Raw genomic sequence first — 14,433 nt, forward strand, 5'->3', positions numbered from 1 at the left:
GGAAAATAACCTACCACGTAATCATGAGGATTTCGTCATCTTTATGGTTCCGGCGTGCCCACCCACTCCGCCGCGGGCATCCGGCACAGCTAGACGTAGCCGTCCTCGCTAATACACAGATGTATGACCCGCCGGGCGAGCACGATTTTGAGTAGCGTCGTCACCGCTGCCATGACGAAGAACATGACCAGCCATGCCTGCCACCACAGCCCCGTGAAGGGATCCTCCACGCCGAGTAGCCCGTTGAGCCGCACCACCACATAGATAGCCATGAGCGCCACCACCGCGGCGGCAGTAATGGTGTGCGCGAACGCCTCGCCTATTTGAATGGTGAGCGGGGCCCGCGGCGGCGCCCCAGCTAGCCGAAGGGCGCGCACGTCCGCCGCAATGCGGTGGCGCATGAGTAAAGAGATAGCGAGTGCCGCCACCACGCTCGGAATGATCGAGGGCCCAAGCAGCACCACGAACACCTCCCACGAGGAGACATGCCAGGACCCACTGGCCATCATCATCGCCCGCATCCCAGAACCAACGACCACGATCAGCCCACCAAAGATCACCCAGGGCACGATCTGCGGGGCGCTGAAACGGCGGCGATTGCGCACATTCGCCCCTGCAATCCCCACAACTCGCGTCCACTGATCCAGCAGCGGCAGCAGCCACGGCATGACCAAGGACACCACCACGATCAGCCCCATAGACCAGCTGAGAAAAGCATCCGGCTCCATCGTGGCGGCTATAGAAGGCGCCAGCACCGCAGCTACCAGTAGCGCCGCCACCGGGGTTGTCCACCACGAGGAACGCACCACCACTGGGCGGAAGATGCGCCGCACGGGCCACAGCACCGCCAGCACCGCTGCCGTCGAACAGATAGCCACTGCGGCGAGCGCAGACGTGCTACTGAACGCCAGCGCGTCGAGGCTGAGGCAATCCGCCCGCAGCGCCTCTTCGGTCGGGCTAAGCAGCGGCGGCACCAGCACTAGACCCAAGGAGCTCGAGGCGAGTGCCACAACCACCACCTGTCCGAGCGCGAATCCCACGATCATCCAGCCCGGCATGCCCACTAAGCGCCAGCTGCGATACACCTCCCAGTGCTCGTCGATAAGCAACCGCATCTGCATCGACACAACCAACACGATGGAGCACAAGGACATGGCGAGGATCGTCCCTCCCAGCGGTCCGGCATCGCCCCCACCCGCAGTAATCAGGGTCAGGGCGAGCCCGCAACTCGCAGCGGAGACCACGAGCGTTAACACCACCGCCAGCCACGACACGCGGTTGGCCCAGACATCCTTAAGCCATACGCGCATGGTCTGCCTCCATGTCTATGATCCGGTCCGCGGCTGCGGCGGCGGCATGCGAGTGCGTCACCATCACCACGGTGGCCCCCCTGTGCGCAGCGGCCCGCAGGTGCTCCAGCACGGTCGTGGCAGTGGCATCATCCAGCGCCCCGGTGGGTTCATCGGCGAAGATGAACGCGGGCGTGGCCAGCAACGCCCGCGCTACAGCGACGCGCTGCTGCTGCCCACCGGAAAGCTCCGCGGGCATCTGGCGCTGGCACCCATCCAGTCCGAGATCGTGAAATACCCGATCCGCCTCCGCGCGAGTGCACGGGCGCCCAGAGAACTTCGCCGTGAGCATCGCATTGGTCCGGGCATCAAGCGATTCCAGCAGGTTATAGTCCTGGAACACGAAGGCCCGTTCCGTGCGCTCCGGCGCGTTTAGCGTGCCCGAACTGAGCTTATCCAGCCCCGAGAGTAGATTGAGCAAGGTGGACTTACCGCAGCCCGAGGGCCCCATTATGGCCACGAACTCGCCCGGCGCGATCGTGAGGCTAAGATCGCGAAACACGAGGCGGCGACCATACTTCTTGCTGAGGTTCTCTGCTGTCAACATGCCCTCATCACACCGCGCGCACCACGCCTGCCACGAGGGAACTGGCTGCCGAATCTATGGTGGAGCTAGCTCCACTTACTCGCACGGCTGCAACGCTTAGGCTTATTACTTATGTCAGTTCTGCGTTCAGTCGGTTGGAATATTCTGCTCGCACTAGCGTGCATTCCGGCGCTGGCCGTTACCCTCGTGCTGCTGCCGTGGCTGCCGCTACTCGCCCGCCCAGTGGATGCCTATGGCCGCTGCGGCGCACGGATCTTTGCTCGCCCCATTCGCCAGCGCACGGTATCTCGCTGGTTCGATTGGCGGCAGGTGCTCCATCTTTTTCTGCAGCTCGTGGTGTCTGTTCTCAGCTTGATGCTGTGGACCATGCTGGGCTCGTTCATTGTTTTCGTTGCGATCGCGCCCTTCATGGTGGATACGCTCGAGTTCAATTCTTGGCAGAGCTCGAATCGCGCGGTGAATGTGGCGCTCTGTTTCTCCTTCGTCGCGGTGGCGCTGGTGCTGCTGCTCGCGCTGAGCTGGGCCATGACCTGGCTCTCGGTGCGGGCCTCCCAACTCACCCTCGCTCCCTCCGTGCGGGAGGTTGAAGCTTCGCGAGCATTGCTTGCCGACGCTTTCTCGGGCGAACGACGCCGCATCGAAAGGGAACTCCACGATGGCCCCCAGCAGCACCTCACTGCGCTGAAACTCAATCTCGCGGCGGCTCGCCTCGCCGCGGATCCCGAGCCAGCGATACGCAAGGCCGAAGAAAACGCGGCCCAAGCCTTGGCCGCCCTGCGGGCCACGGTGCGCGGCATTGCCCCGCAGGTGCTCTACGATAACGGCGTCGTGGCAGCGGTGGAGGAACTACTCGCCCACGCCGGCATCGACACCACGCTGCACACCGACACAGCCGCCGTGCCGCCGCTGGATGAGACCACGGCTTTGCTGGCCTATCACTGCATCAGCGAGGGGCTGACGAACGCCACTCGGCACGGTCACGCCACCCACGCCGATATCGGCATCGACGCCACAGGCTCTGCACTGCACGTGACAGTGCGCGACAATGGCGACGGTCTGAGCGCGGACTCCCCCACCGCTAGTGCGGGCACGGGGATCATGGGACTACGGGAGCGTGCCGCTGTGCTCGATGGCACCGTGACGCTGCGCACCACTGACACCGGGACGCTGCTGCACCTCACGGTGCCACTACTAAGGAAGTAGCCACATGCATATTCTTCTCGCCGAGGATTCCACGCTGTTGCGCGCGGGCATCGAACAACTCCTGCACACCCTGGGCCATAGCGTGATCGCCGTCGCGGACGCCGACGCCCTGCGGGACCAGGGCCGTAGAGCAGATATCGACCTCGTGATCACGGATGTACGCATGCCGCCGCTGCTGCGCGACGATGGCCTCAAGGCGGCCTCGGAGCTGCGCCGCGAACGCCTGGGGCTGCCGGTGATTGTGCTGAGCCAATATGTGGCCGCCAGCTACCTCGATCAGCTCATGGACGGCGGCGGCTTCGGCTATCTCCTCAAAGAACGCGTCTCTGAGGTGGAGGAGTTTGTCCGAGCAATCGAGGATGTGGCTGCGGGAAAGACAGTGGTGGATCAGGAAGTGATCGCCACCTTGCTCAATGCCAAGCGCAGCGGCATCACCACCCTCACCCCGCGGGAGAAAGATGTGCTCGCGCTCATGGCTCAGGGCCTGAGTAACCGCGATATGGAAAAGACCCTGTTTCTTAGCCCCTCGGCGGTGAGCAAGCATGTGGCCAATGTGTTCATGAAACTCGGCTTCCAGCCCGAGGACGACAACCGCCGCGTCAAGGCTGTGCTCGCGTGGCTGCGCTACACCGGCTAGCCGCCGCACAGCGCCGGCACGCACCTGCCCGCCACCCTTGTGTGGGGCCAGTTATTGAGTGAGCTTAGGCACTGATAGACCGATATCTCTGTGGTGTGCGCCCAGAGCATTGCAGCTACTGGTGGGCAGGACTATACAGGGCGATATGAGTACTTTCGCATTAGAAAACCCGAACACCGGCCGTTCCGAGCAGGAGTTTGACCGCATCACGGATGCTGAGCGGGATGATATTCTCTCCCGCTCCACCGCCGCCTATACCTCGTGGCGCACCACCTCCATCGAGGAGCGTGTGGCGGTATTGAACGCCACCGCCGATCTTTATGAGGAGCGCATCGATGAGCTGGCCGACCACATCGGTCGAGAGATGGGCAAGCTGACCCGCTGGGCCAAGGCCGAAATCCAGCTTGTGGCCGATATTTACCGCTGGTACGCCGAGCACGCCCACGAGCTGCTCGCCGACGAGTATCTGCCGGCCTCCGGGGCACAGCAGACTGTGGTGAAAAAGGAGCCGCTCGGCCCGCTGCTCGGCGTCATGCCGTGGAACTTCCCCTACTACCAGGTGGCCCGCTTTGCCGCGCCGAACCTGCTGTTGGGCAACACCATCGTGCTCAAGCACGCCTCCATCTGCCCGCTGTCCTCCCAAGCCTGCCAAGACCTGCTGGAGGAGGCCGGTTTGCCGAAGGATGCCTATATCAACGTCTATGCCTCCGGCTCACAGATGGATGCCTTCGTGGCGGATAAGCGCATCAAGGGTGTCTCCCTCACCGGTTCGGAGGCTGCCGGTTCCGCCGTGGCCACCACCGCCGGCAAGCACTACAAGAAGTCCGTGTTGGAGCTGGGCGGCAATGATCCCTTCATCGTCCTGGATGAGCAGAACCTGGACTGGGTGCTGGAGCAGTTTGTGAAGATCCGCATGTACAACACCGGCCAGGCCTGCAACGCCCCGAAGCGGCTTATTGTGATGGAGGACTTCTACGATCGCACGGTCGAGTTCCTCGAGAAGAAGATCGCAGCGATGACGGTGGGCTCCTACGATGACGAGAACGCCGATATCGGCCCGCTGTCGTCTATCGGCGCCCGTGATGAGATCGTCGAACGACTCGAGAAGGCGGCCCGCGACGGCATCGCCACGGTGCGTGTCGGTGGCGGCGCCATTGATCGCGACGGCGCCTACATGGAGCCCACCCTGCTCACCGATGTCGACCCCAACTCGGAGATCGGCTGCAACGAGATCTTCGGCCCCGTCGCCGTCGTGTACAAGGTGGCTAATGTGGACGAGGCCATTGCCCTGGCCAATAACTCCGACTACGGCCTGTCCTCCTCGGTGTGGGGCACAGACCTCGAGCAGGCCTATGCAGTGGCGCAGCAACTCGAGGACGGCATGACCTTCGTCAACGAATCCTCGGTCACCGCCGCCAACCTGCCCTTCGGCGGCATTAACCGCTCCGGTTATGGCCGCGAGTTGGCCCGCTGGGGTGTGGGCGAGTTTGTGAATGAGCACCTCTACCGCGTCAGCGATCAAAGCGATGCCGGCCTCTCCCCTGCCCTCTAGTTTCTCCTAGATACACCAACACCCACCTACTGCTGTAGGTGGGTGTTCGTGCGCCTGGGGAGACTTGAACTCCCACGTCCTAAGACACTGGAACCTAAATCCAGCGCGTCTGCCAATTCCGCCACAGGCGCCCGCACCGCGTACACGGCGCTGCGGGTATTGTATCCAGCGCCTATGGGGATCGCCAACAACACTGTTGGCACGGGGTTTTCGCCACATGCTTCGCACCGCCCCCACAGCGCGGCGTCGTGAAGCATCTTGGGTATCGTAGAGGGGTGTGAGTACTAATCAGGGTGAGCCAACCACACCACCACGGCCCCGCAAGCGCGCGTCGGTGGGAATGATTGTGTTCGTCGCCCTCGCGGTGGCCGCCACGCTCGGATTGGCCTATTGGCAGTGGACTCGTTTTCAGTCCGGCTCGGGCACGTTCCAAAACTTGGGATATGCACTGCAGTGGCCCTTCTTCGGCGCGTTTATCGTCTACGCCTACCGGAGCTACCTCAAATACGAGAATGAATTGCTCGAGGATGACCAGGAGGTCTCCCCCGTTGATCGGCGTATCGCCGAACGCGGCGAGATGACCGAGATCGACGAGGACTTCCTTCCCCAGCGTCCGAGCATGGATGTGACTACCTTCAACGCACTCAACGAGCAGCACCGCCGCCGCTCCAGCTCCCCCTCTACCGACACCAACGAAAGCTCTTCCTAGCCATGACTTCTTCTTCTCAGTCCCAGCGCCCCGCCCCCACCCCGCAGCGTCAGGCGCGGGTACGCCAAGCCCTGAAGCTCTTTTCTATCGCCGCCTGGGTCACCGGTGTGTGGCTGTTGATCCTCACCACCCGCATGGTTCTCGAGTATCTGGTGGGCATCGACATGCCGGAGTGGACCCGCATCATTGGTCAGCTCCACGGCCTGTTTTACATGCTCTATCTCATCGCCACCTTGAACCTCGGCGTGAAGGCCCGCTGGGAGCCATTGCGCTGGATCCTCACCGCCCTCGCCGGCACGATCCCCTTCCTCTCCTTTGTGGCTGAGTCCCGCCGCCGCAAGGAAGTCACCGAGGCCTTCCAGCTCTAGCGCAGCACGCTTGACGACGCCGCCCTCCCCGCGGCAGCGCACCGCCGCACGCACGACCGCCGAGCCTGATCACTGTGATCGGACTCGGCGGTGTGGTGTGTGCTTTACAGCTGTTTAGCTCGAGGTGTCGTCGTCATTGTCCTCGGAGTCCTCGCTGCTGCGGGCCTCCCACTGGGCCACGAGCGAGGAAATCGCCGGAACCAGGGCCTCGAGGGCCTTGCCGCGGTGCGAGAGCGCATCCTTTTCTTCGCCACTCAGCTCGGCGGAGCTGCGGGGGCGCTCATCGGTGCCGTCCACGCGCTCATCCTCTTCGGCCGGCACGAACAGCGGATCATAGCCGAAGCCGTTCTCGCCCACGGGGTTACGCAGCAGGCGGCCAGCCCACTCACCCTTTTCAATGAACTCCTCACCCTCTGGGGTGACGATGGCGCACACCGACACGAAGCTGGCGTCGCGGCGCCCCAGGGGAACGTCTTTCATCTGCTTCAACAGCAGCTCATTGTTGGCGTCATCATCGCCCTCACCGGACCACCGAGCAGAGAGTACACCCGGCATGCCGTTCATTTCCTTCACGCACAAACCGGAATCATCGGCCAAGGTCACCTCGCCGGTGGCCTTGGCCCCGGCGCGGGCTTTGATCAGCGCGTTATCGGCAAAGGTGCGGCCATCTTCTACCGGCTCCTCATAACCAAGCAGGTCCTCGGAGGTCACCAGCTCGCAGTTCTCAATGCCTGCGACATCCAAGACACGGCGCAGCTCGACGAGTTTCTTGGGGTTGTGAGTAGCTACATGCAGCAGCATCGCATCACTCCTTTGATCGTCTCTGCTAGGCCTGAAGGGCGTGCTTTTGGGCGTCGATGAGCTCGCGACAGCCCTTCTCCGCCATGTCCAAAATGGCGGTGACTTCCGCGCGGCTGAAGGTGTTGTGCTCGCCGGTTCCCTGGATCTCTACAAACTCGCCGGACTCGGTCATGATCACGTTCATGTCCACATCGGCGCGGGAATCCTCCTCATAGGGCAGATCGAGGCACACGTGGCCATCGATGATGCCCACCGAGACAGCGGCCACGGGCGGCAGCAGCGGGTCACCGCTGAGCACGCCACGCTCGCGCAGCACCGAGATGGCGTCGGCAAGCGCCACATAGGCCCCGGTGATTGCGGCGGTGCGGGTACCGCCATCGGCCTGGAGCACATCGCAGTCGATGGAGATCGTGTTCTCGCCCAGCTGGGACAAATCCACAGCGGCGCGCAGGGAGCGCCCGACGAGGCGGGAAATCTCGTGGGTGCGGCCCTTGACCTTGCCGCGCATGGACTCGCGCGGCATGCGGTCATGGGTGGCGGCGGGAAGCATGGAATATTCGGCGGTGAGCCAGCCTTCGCCGGAATCCCGCTTGAAACGCGGCACCGATTCCTCGATCGAGGCGGTGCACATCACGCGAGTATTGCCGAACTCCACCAGCACACTGCCAGCGGGATTGGTGGTGAAACCACGGGTGATTCGGACCGGACGCATCTCATCGAGGGCGCGCCCATCTGCGCGCTGAAAGCTAGTAGTCATGGGCTTCAGGGTACACCGCAGGCGCGCCTCATCCCCTCAGACGTTGGGGCCTAGCCGGTATAGACCTGCCCCGGGGCGCCAACCACGATGGGGCCGTCGAACTCTTCGGCGGCGGCGCGCACCGCGCCCTCCACATCGCCCCACGGCGGAATGTGGACGAGCACTAGGGTGCCTACACCGGCCTCGCGGGCCAGCAGCCCTGCCTCGCGCCCCGAAATATGCAGCCCCTCCGGCTTGCCTTCCGAGGTGTAGCCCCAGGTCGCCTCGCAGAAAAAGACATCCGCGCCGCGGGCGCACTCGAGGGTGGAGTTGGTGAAGCTGGTGTCGCCGGAGTAGGCGAACACGGTCCCCGTGGCCTCTTCCTCAATGCGCAGGCTATAGGCCTCGATCGGGTGAATGGCCTCAAACGGGGTAATGGTGATGCCCTCGAGATGCTCCGCCTCGCCCAGCCGCCACGGGGCGTAGGCAAAGGTATCCGACATATCGTCTACCCCATCGGTCTCATCTGCGGAGATACGCCCCAGCCGCAGCTCGGCATCGCTGGGGCCGAAGCACAGATTGCGCCCTTGGGCAGCCAGCTCGGGGTGGAAACGCCGCCACACGAGCAGCGAGGGGAAATCGAGGCAATGATCCGCGTGCAGGTGAGAAAACACCACATGCGCCTCGGAGGGGTTGATCATCTGCATCAGCTGGGCCAGCACACCGGGGCCGATATCCATGATGATGGACTGTCCGCGTTCGCCCTGAAGGAGATATCCCGACGCCGGCCCCCCAGGGCCGCCCATGCTGCCGGTGCATCCAATGATGGTCAACTTCATACCATCACTTTGCCACTAAACCCGCGGTCGTGTGGAAAAAGCCGCGGTGGTGTTTGAAAAGTTACAGACCCTGTACGTGTTGGACCTCAGTCACATGCGGGCCGAGGAAGCGCTGCGCGAGCATGGCGAAAATAGCGGGGTCACCAGTGGATTCGAAGGAGCGTTCCACCGCGTGCTCAGGATCGGCCAGCTTGTCGCTGTGGCTCAGTACCCGCAGCACATCCTTCGCGGTTTCCTCCGCGCTGGACACCAGCGTCACATCATCGCCCATGGCCAGCTGGATTACGCCAGAGAGCAAGGGATAGTGGGTGCAGCCCAGCACGAGAGTATCGACGCCCGCGGCCTGCAGCGGTGCGAGATAGCCTTCCGCTACCCCCAAAATCTGGCGCCCCGAGGTGATTCCGCGTTCGACGAAGTTCACAAACTGCGGGCAGGGGGTGGCCGTGACCTCCACCTGGGGCGAGGCGGCGAAAAACTCCTGATAGGCCCCCGAGGTGATGGTTCCCTGGGTGCCAATAACACCAATCTTGTTATTGCGCGTGGTGGAGACGGCGCGCCGAACGGCCGGCAGAATCACGCCCACCACGGGAATGTCGTAGCGTTCGCGGGCATCCCGCACAAAAGCGGAGGTGGCGGTATTGCAGGCGATCACGATCATCTTGCAACCGCGCCGGACCAGCTCGTCGGCGATCCGCTGTGAGTGATCCCGCACCTTCGACAGTGGTTGCGGGCCATAGGGGGCGTTCTTGGTGTCCCCAATGTAGATAATCGATTCATGGGGCAGCTGGTCCACGATGGACCTCGCCACAGTGAGCCCGCCCAATCCGGAATCGAAGATGCCGATGGGGGCATTATTGCTGGTCTGATCCGCCAGCACTCGCTCGTGGCCGAACTCATCCACCACGGTGCGGAAGTTCCACGGATTGTCCACCATTAGCTGCTCTGCGCTGTCTCGTTCCTCACTGGTACCCACAGCACGCAAGCCTAGCGAGGCGGGCGCGGGAACACTAGCAGCGGCCCCACGCGCGTGGTCCAGAGCGCGCGTAATTCACAGCCGCGCGTGATTCACAGCGGGCGCTGCGTTGCGCAGCTGGCCACCGCGCGCTCGCCGCTACTGAGGTAGCGCCAGCCAGATACCCGCACCGATACACACCAGCCCCGCTACGGCCAGTACCCAACCCAGCGGCGACTGTGTGCGGCGTCGCACTCCGGCCACGAGGAGAACAACACCCACCACGATGGCGAGAAGCATCACCCAGAAACCCATCATTCCTCCATATCGGCCGTCTTAACCTTGCCTTATTTACTGTATGCGGTTCCCCCCTGTCACAACCCCCTCTCGCCGCTGATCATGCTGCGCGGATCATGCTGTGGGGCACGCGCAGAGTGGCGGGCGAAGGCGAGCACATAGACACCCCGCGATGCGTGCACCGCGGGGTGAGGAAAGTTCACTCAAAGGCGGGAGCAGACAGACTGCCGCCCGTGGTGGGGCTAGTAGCCGAGACTCGAGTTCGGCCGAGCGGCGATCTTCTTCACCGGATCGTCGGAGCTAATCACAGCCCCCGCGAGCACACCACCCAGCGCCCCGCCGAGGTGCGCCTGCCACGACACCGCGGCTTCTGTGGGGATCACGCCCCAGACGAAACCGGAATAGCTAAAGGCCAGCACCACGCCGAGAATGATCTGCCGCAGAGAGCGATTGAATACGCCCCGGACGATGAGATAGCTGAGCCAGCCATAGATCACTCCCGAGGCGCCGATGTGGTTGGTGCCGGGATAGCCCAAAAACCATGCTGCAAGCCCGCCGGTGATGGCCGCTATCACTGTGACTTCCCAGAAGGTGCGCCTGCCGGTGACACCCACCAAAAAAGCGAAGAGAGCTCCCGTCACCGTATTGCCAATGAGGTGATCCAGGTTGGCGTGGAGAAATGACCAGGTGAGGATATGCCATAGCGTGGAGGTATCGCGGGGATGGATTCCGAACCAGGACAGGTTGAGTATCCCCATCTGCTGCACGACGAACACCGCCCAGATCACGAGCACGTAACCGAGAGCGATCCGCAGGCCGGTGCCGAAACCACCGCGGGAGCGGCGCTGCGGTGGCTGCGCTGTCTGCCGCGGCGCCGGGCTCCACGCTGGGCCGGGCTGAGCGCCCGTGCCATAGGAGGTCGGGTGCGAGTAGTTCGAATAGCCGTGGGGCATGAGGGGCGACTCTTTTCACTCTCGTGCTGCATCGGATTATGTGTGCTCACGATTGTACGCACGCGCCATGGCGGCACCACGTGGGCTCAGCGAAGAATATCGCGGTACGCGCGCATTCCATGCGTGGACTCGGCGGAGGTCACCGCGTCCACAATCGCCGCCGCCACTACATCGGCGGCCGCGGCGGATAGCTGCGTTAACTGCTCGACATCCACTCCGGTGCGCGGGCCTGTCGCCAGGGCAAAAAGCGTGTCACCGTCGAGGGGAGAGTGGGCGGGGCGCACGGCGCGGGCGATACCATCGTGGCCGGCCAGCGCCAGCCGTGTGGCCTGCGCTTTGGTGAGCGGCGCGTCGGTAGCCACCACCCCGATCGTGGTGTTGAGCTTGCTGGCCGGACCGCGCAGGGTGGCATAGACCTCACAGTCGACGGCGGGGGCGTCCGGATCCCCATAGAGTCGCCCATGCTTATCGACGACATCTCCCACTGGGTTAGCCACGATGCCTGCTGCCACCACATACTGCCCCACCTGTGTGGAGGATTGGCCGAAGCCACCTTTGAGCCGCCCTGCCGCCGCGGCGGTGCCTGCTCCCACCGTGCCCGAGAGTAACTCGGTGCCGCTGAGTGCCCGATGGGCTGCTATCCACCCGTCGAGTGGCCGCGGCCGCGCCTGAGCGGAACCGACGAGAAGATCGAAGATGACCGCTGCGGGAACGATCGGCACGCGCGGGCCCTCGCTGTCCTCCCCGAGCACGGGGAAACCGAGCGAGCGCTCCTCCAGATATGCCATCACTCCGTCTGCCGCGGCCAGACCAAAGGCCGAACCCCCACTCAGGCAGACTGCGTGCACGGCCTCCACGGTGTTATGCGGCGCCAGCAGATCAGTTTCGCGGGTGCCGGGGCCGCCGCCACGCACATCTACGGCGCCGGTGGCGGACTCGGGGGCCACGATCACCGTGACTCCGGTATCACTATCGCTGTAGTGGGCGGCCCGAAGCCCCGCCACATCACACAATCGGCCGGCCACGGCGCTCGTACTCTCCTTGCAGTGGGTGGATGAACAGTCTTAGCTCATATAGGCGTGGAGCAGGGAGTCTTGGACGAATCCCAACCACTCCACCAGTTGATCGCGTTCTTCTTCCGCGCCCTCGTAGTTACCCATCTCCGAAGACGCAATATAGAGGCGCAGATCATTCAACCCCGATAGCCAAGCGTGTACCTCGCTATCGTCCACGGTCACGTTCACACCACCATCGGGGCCGAGGGCGCTATTAATAACTTGCAGGTTGCGTAGTTTGTCTCGGCAAATATCGTTTTCGTGCAAAGAGCGCAGCAGGGAATTATCGCCCTCGAATTCCTCATCGCCTTCGCGCTCAAAATCCGGCAAAAGACGAGCCAACCCAGGATCCTTCGGCGCTTCTTTATGCCCGCCTGTCATGCCCACGAGCTCTTCAAGCTCATCCTTCGGCGCGGATTGGGCGCGCTGAATAAGCGCCTCCGACACCGTGGCGGTGAGATTTCCCAGCACTTCGCGCTCGAGTGGCTCAAACACGGCGGTGTACTTTGGGCTGCGCATCAGCCCTTTCTTGCGCTTGAAGGATTCCATTTCGGCTTTCTTGTTCTCTTAAATTACGAGGCGAACTCGGTTCTCGGCGGCGCGATGACGACGGTGCGGCTTAGCCTGCCTGCTGCATCGTGGCCCACAGGCCCGCCGTGTGCAGTTTCTTCACATCGGCTTCGACTTTGTCTCGTTCACCGGAGGAGACTACGGCTTTACCTTCGGTGTGGACCTGCATCATTAATTCATTGGCGCGTTTCTTGTCGTAGCCCAATACCGTGTGGAAGATATAGGAGACATAGCTCATCAGATTCACGGGATCGTCCCAGCAGATGCACAGCCATGGCAGATTCTCGCTGGTGGTGACATCCACGTCGATCGCTTCGTCGAGCTCAGGCGTAGCCATCGGCGCCGAGGGGGTACTCATTGCATCCATACTCCATAGGGTAGTCATAAAGCAGCGCCCACGGGACTTCTCTGCCTGAGCAGCTGCTGAGCTGCGGACAAGGAGACGGCGTCGATAAGCGAGAAACGCTGCACGAACGCGTATGGTAAAGGCATGGTAGAACACGAGAACCTGAAAAGTCTGTCCTCGGCGCTGCTCACCGACATGTATGAATTGACCATGCTGGAAGCTGCCATCAAGGACGGCTCGGTGAATCGGCAATGCACGTTTGAAGTTTTCTCTCGCCGCCTCCCCAGCGAGCGCCGCTATGGCGTGGTGGCCGGTACACCCCGTGTGCTGGATGCCGTGACCAATTTCGTGTTTTCCGAAGCGCAGCTCGACAGCCTCGACTTCCTCAGTGCCGAGACTCTCGATTATCTGCGGAACTATCACTTCTCCGGCGATATCGACGGCTATCACGAGGGATCGCTGTATTTTCCCCACTCCCCTGTGCTCACGGTGCGCGGCACCTTTGGTGAATGCGTGATCTTAGAGACGGTCATTCTCTCCATCCTCAACGCGGACTCCGCGGTAGCCTCCGCCGCCGCACGCATGGTCACCGCCGCCGATGGCCGGCCGATCCTCGAGATGGGCTCCCGCCGCACCCACGAATATGCGGCCGTCACCGCCACCCGCGCCGCGTATCTGGCCGGCTTCTACGCCACCTCGAACTTGGAGGCCTCCCACCGCTATGGTGTGCCGGCCTCCGGCACTGCCGCGCACGCCTGGACGCTCCTGCACGTGGACGAGAATGGCCAGCCGGATGAAGAAGCGGCCTTCCGCTCGCAAGTGGCCGCCCAAGGTGTGGGCACCACCCTGCTGGTGGATACCTTCGACATCACCAAGGGCGTAGAAACCGCCCTCGCCGTGGCCGGGCCACAGCTCGGCGGAGTGCGCATTGACTCCGGCGATCTCGGCATGCTCACCAGACGGGTGCGGGACCAGCTCGACGCTGCCGGCGCCAGCGATACCAAGATCGTGGTGTCCTCCGACTTGGATGAATTCGCCATCGCCGGTCTGCGCGGTGATCCCGTGGACGTCTTCGGCGTGGGCACTTCGGTGGTCACCGGCTCCGGCGCCCCCACCGCAGGTCTGGTGTACAAACTCGTGGAGGTCGACGGCCACCCTGTGTCCAAGCGTTCCTCCAATAAGCGCTCCCACGGCGGCACCAAGCGTGCCATCCGTACCCGGCGCGCCACCGGCACCGCCGTGGAGGAGATCATCTACCCCTTCGACCACGACACCCCCGCCACCGGACGCCTCGAGCACGTGGAGCTGACTCAGCCGCTGATGCGCGGCGGCGCCATCGTTGATGGCCTGCCCACGCTGAAGGAATCCCGCGACTATCTGGCGCGAGAAATCGAATCGCTGCCGTGGGAGGGTCTGGCGCTCTCGCGGGGAGAACCCGCGGTGAATACCCGTTTCTACGGCTTCGAGAACTAAGCGCGCACCACCGGCCGCGCTGCCCCACTGCGGGCGCGGCGGTGTT

The 14,433-nt window shown here is 63.2% G+C and carries 17 protein-coding genes and 1 tRNA gene; 6 read left to right on the forward strand and 12 right to left on the reverse strand.

Translation table 11 applies throughout. The features are described from left to right. Positions 1-89: 89 nt before the first annotated feature. Both GBB11_RS03165 and GBB11_RS03170 read right to left on the reverse strand, forming a co-directional pair. Complete coding sequence (locus GBB11_RS03165) at positions 90-1,310, reverse strand: ABC transporter permease (RefSeq protein WP_151549909.1); 1,221 nt, start codon at positions 1,308-1,310, stop codon at positions 90-92. After that, entirely contained in the window at positions 1,294-1,896 is a 603-nt protein-coding gene (locus GBB11_RS03170) for an ABC transporter ATP-binding protein (RefSeq protein ID WP_151549908.1), read from the reverse strand. The genes GBB11_RS03165 and GBB11_RS03170 overlap by 17 nt, the downstream gene beginning before the upstream one ends. A 111-nt stretch (positions 1,897-2,007) precedes the next feature. Between GBB11_RS03170 and GBB11_RS03175 the strand changes: the two genes are divergently transcribed. The 3 genes from GBB11_RS03175 (at position 2,008) to GBB11_RS03185 (ending at position 5,288) form a co-directional block, all read left to right on the forward strand. Beyond that, on the forward strand, positions 2,008-3,099 hold the full coding sequence (locus tag GBB11_RS03175; protein ID WP_151549907.1) for a sensor histidine kinase: 1,092 nt from the start codon (positions 2,008-2,010) through the stop codon (positions 3,097-3,099). A gap of 4 nt (positions 3,100-3,103) precedes the next feature. Beyond that, entirely contained in the window at positions 3,104-3,736 is a 633-nt protein-coding gene (locus tag GBB11_RS03180) for a response regulator transcription factor (RefSeq protein ID WP_151549906.1), read from the forward strand. A gap of 145 nt (positions 3,737-3,881) precedes the next feature. After that, a complete protein-coding gene (locus GBB11_RS03185) occupies positions 3,882-5,288 on the forward strand; it encodes an NAD-dependent succinate-semialdehyde dehydrogenase (RefSeq protein WP_151549905.1) in 1,407 nt (468 codons plus the stop codon). 49 nt (positions 5,289-5,337) lie between these two features. Here the strand turns inward: GBB11_RS03185 and GBB11_RS03190 are convergent. Beyond that, a tRNA-Leu gene (locus GBB11_RS03190) sits at positions 5,338-5,419 on the reverse strand. Positions 5,420-5,628: 209 nt separating this feature from the next. On the opposite strand from GBB11_RS03190, the gene GBB11_RS03195 reads away from it, so the two are divergent. Then, positions 5,629-5,997: a hypothetical protein gene (locus tag GBB11_RS03195; protein ID WP_151529867.1), complete on the forward strand. Its 369-nt coding sequence runs from the start codon at positions 5,629-5,631 to the stop codon at positions 5,995-5,997. A 2-nt stretch (positions 5,998-5,999) separates the two neighbouring features. Beyond that, a complete protein-coding gene (locus GBB11_RS03200) occupies positions 6,000-6,365 on the forward strand; it encodes a DUF3817 domain-containing protein (protein ID WP_151529767.1) in 366 nt (121 codons plus the stop codon). Between the two features lie 114 nt (positions 6,366-6,479). Here the strand turns inward: GBB11_RS03200 and rdgB are convergent, their stop codons facing one another. The 9 genes from rdgB to clpS form a co-directional block, all read right to left on the reverse strand. Next, complete coding sequence (gene rdgB, locus GBB11_RS03205) at positions 6,480-7,166, reverse strand: RdgB/HAM1 family non-canonical purine NTP pyrophosphatase (protein ID WP_151549904.1); 687 nt, start codon at positions 7,164-7,166, stop codon at positions 6,480-6,482. Between the two features lie 25 nt (positions 7,167-7,191). Beyond that, positions 7,192-7,923 (reverse strand): ribonuclease PH, encoded by a 732-nt coding sequence (rph, locus tag GBB11_RS03210; protein WP_151529769.1) that lies wholly within the window; start codon positions 7,921-7,923, stop codon positions 7,192-7,194. A gap of 50 nt (positions 7,924-7,973) precedes the next feature. Then, entirely contained in the window at positions 7,974-8,741 is a 768-nt protein-coding gene (locus tag GBB11_RS03215; protein ID WP_151529770.1) for an MBL fold metallo-hydrolase, read from the reverse strand. Positions 8,742-8,802: 61 nt separating this feature from the next. Continuing rightward, complete coding sequence (gene murI, locus GBB11_RS03220; RefSeq protein WP_225976625.1) at positions 8,803-9,675, reverse strand: glutamate racemase; 873 nt, start codon at positions 9,673-9,675, stop codon at positions 8,803-8,805. 177 nt (positions 9,676-9,852) lie between these two features. Next, the gene (locus tag GBB11_RS10805) at positions 9,853-10,011 is read right to left on the reverse strand and encodes a hypothetical protein (RefSeq protein WP_192795928.1); all 159 of its coding nucleotides are present in this window, start codon (positions 10,009-10,011) and stop codon (positions 9,853-9,855) included. 221 nt (positions 10,012-10,232) lie between these two features. Beyond that, positions 10,233-10,943, reverse strand: a complete 711-nt coding sequence (locus GBB11_RS03225) for a rhomboid family intramembrane serine protease (RefSeq protein ID WP_151549903.1) — start codon at positions 10,941-10,943, stop codon at positions 10,233-10,235. Positions 10,944-11,029: 86 nt separating this feature from the next. Next, positions 11,030-11,968 carry a P1 family peptidase gene (locus tag GBB11_RS03230; protein WP_225979245.1) on the reverse strand — a complete coding sequence of 313 codons (939 nt, stop codon included), beginning with the start codon at positions 11,966-11,968 and terminating at the stop codon, positions 11,030-11,032. A gap of 39 nt (positions 11,969-12,007) precedes the next feature. Continuing rightward, entirely contained in the window at positions 12,008-12,547 is a 540-nt protein-coding gene (locus GBB11_RS03235; RefSeq protein WP_151529772.1) for a DUF2017 domain-containing protein, read from the reverse strand. Positions 12,548-12,617: 70 nt separating this feature from the next. Further along, a complete protein-coding gene (clpS, locus tag GBB11_RS03240; RefSeq protein WP_151529773.1) occupies positions 12,618-12,926 on the reverse strand; it encodes an ATP-dependent Clp protease adapter ClpS in 309 nt (102 codons plus the stop codon). Positions 12,927-13,058: 132 nt separating this feature from the next. Here clpS and GBB11_RS03245 point away from each other — a divergent pair, with 132 nt between their 5' ends. Then, positions 13,059-14,387: a nicotinate phosphoribosyltransferase gene (locus tag GBB11_RS03245; RefSeq protein WP_151549902.1), complete on the forward strand. Its 1,329-nt coding sequence runs from the start codon at positions 13,059-13,061 to the stop codon at positions 14,385-14,387. Positions 14,388-14,433 lie beyond the last annotated feature (46 nt).

Origin of the sequence: Corynebacterium sp. 74A (assembly GCF_008930665.1) — a bacterium.
Lineage (GTDB): Bacteria > Actinomycetota > Actinomycetes > Mycobacteriales > Mycobacteriaceae > Corynebacterium > Corynebacterium megadyptis.

Coding starts and splice junctions, on each gene's coding strand:
- GBB11_RS03195 (WP_151529867.1), top strand. CDS start 5,629: ATGATTGTGTTCGTCGCCCTCGCGGTGGCCGCCACGCTCGGATTGGCC.
- GBB11_RS03225 (WP_151549903.1), bottom strand. CDS start 10,943: ATGCCCCACGGCTATTCGAACTACTCGCACCCGACCTCCTATGGCACG.
- rph (WP_151529769.1), bottom strand. CDS start 7,923: ATGACTACTAGCTTTCAGCGCGCAGATGGGCGCGCCCTCGATGAGATG.
- GBB11_RS03185 (WP_151549905.1), top strand. CDS start 3,882: ATGAGTACTTTCGCATTAGAAAACCCGAACACCGGCCGTTCCGAGCAG.
- GBB11_RS03235 (WP_151529772.1), bottom strand. CDS start 12,547: ATGGAATCCTTCAAGCGCAAGAAAGGGCTGATGCGCAGCCCAAAGTAC.
- GBB11_RS03215 (WP_151529770.1), bottom strand. CDS start 8,741: ATGAAGTTGACCATCATTGGATGCACCGGCAGCATGGGCGGCCCTGGG.
- murI (WP_225976625.1), bottom strand. CDS start 9,675: ATGGTGGACAATCCGTGGAACTTCCGCACCGTGGTGGATGAGTTCGGC.
- clpS (WP_151529773.1), bottom strand. CDS start 12,926: ATGAGTACCCCCTCGGCGCCGATGGCTACGCCTGAGCTCGACGAAGCG.
- GBB11_RS03180 (WP_151549906.1), top strand. CDS start 3,104: ATGCATATTCTTCTCGCCGAGGATTCCACGCTGTTGCGCGCGGGCATC.
- GBB11_RS03170 (WP_151549908.1), bottom strand. CDS start 1,896: ATGTTGACAGCAGAGAACCTCAGCAAGAAGTATGGTCGCCGCCTCGTG.
- rdgB (WP_151549904.1), bottom strand. CDS start 7,166: ATGCTGCTGCATGTAGCTACTCACAACCCCAAGAAACTCGTCGAGCTG.
- GBB11_RS03200 (WP_151529767.1), top strand. CDS start 6,000: ATGACTTCTTCTTCTCAGTCCCAGCGCCCCGCCCCCACCCCGCAGCGT.
- GBB11_RS03175 (WP_151549907.1), top strand. CDS start 2,008: ATGTCAGTTCTGCGTTCAGTCGGTTGGAATATTCTGCTCGCACTAGCG.
- GBB11_RS03165 (WP_151549909.1), bottom strand. CDS start 1,310: ATGCGCGTATGGCTTAAGGATGTCTGGGCCAACCGCGTGTCGTGGCTG.
- GBB11_RS10805 (WP_192795928.1), bottom strand. CDS start 10,011: ATGATGGGTTTCTGGGTGATGCTTCTCGCCATCGTGGTGGGTGTTGTT.
- GBB11_RS03245 (WP_151549902.1), top strand. CDS start 13,059: ATGGTAGAACACGAGAACCTGAAAAGTCTGTCCTCGGCGCTGCTCACC.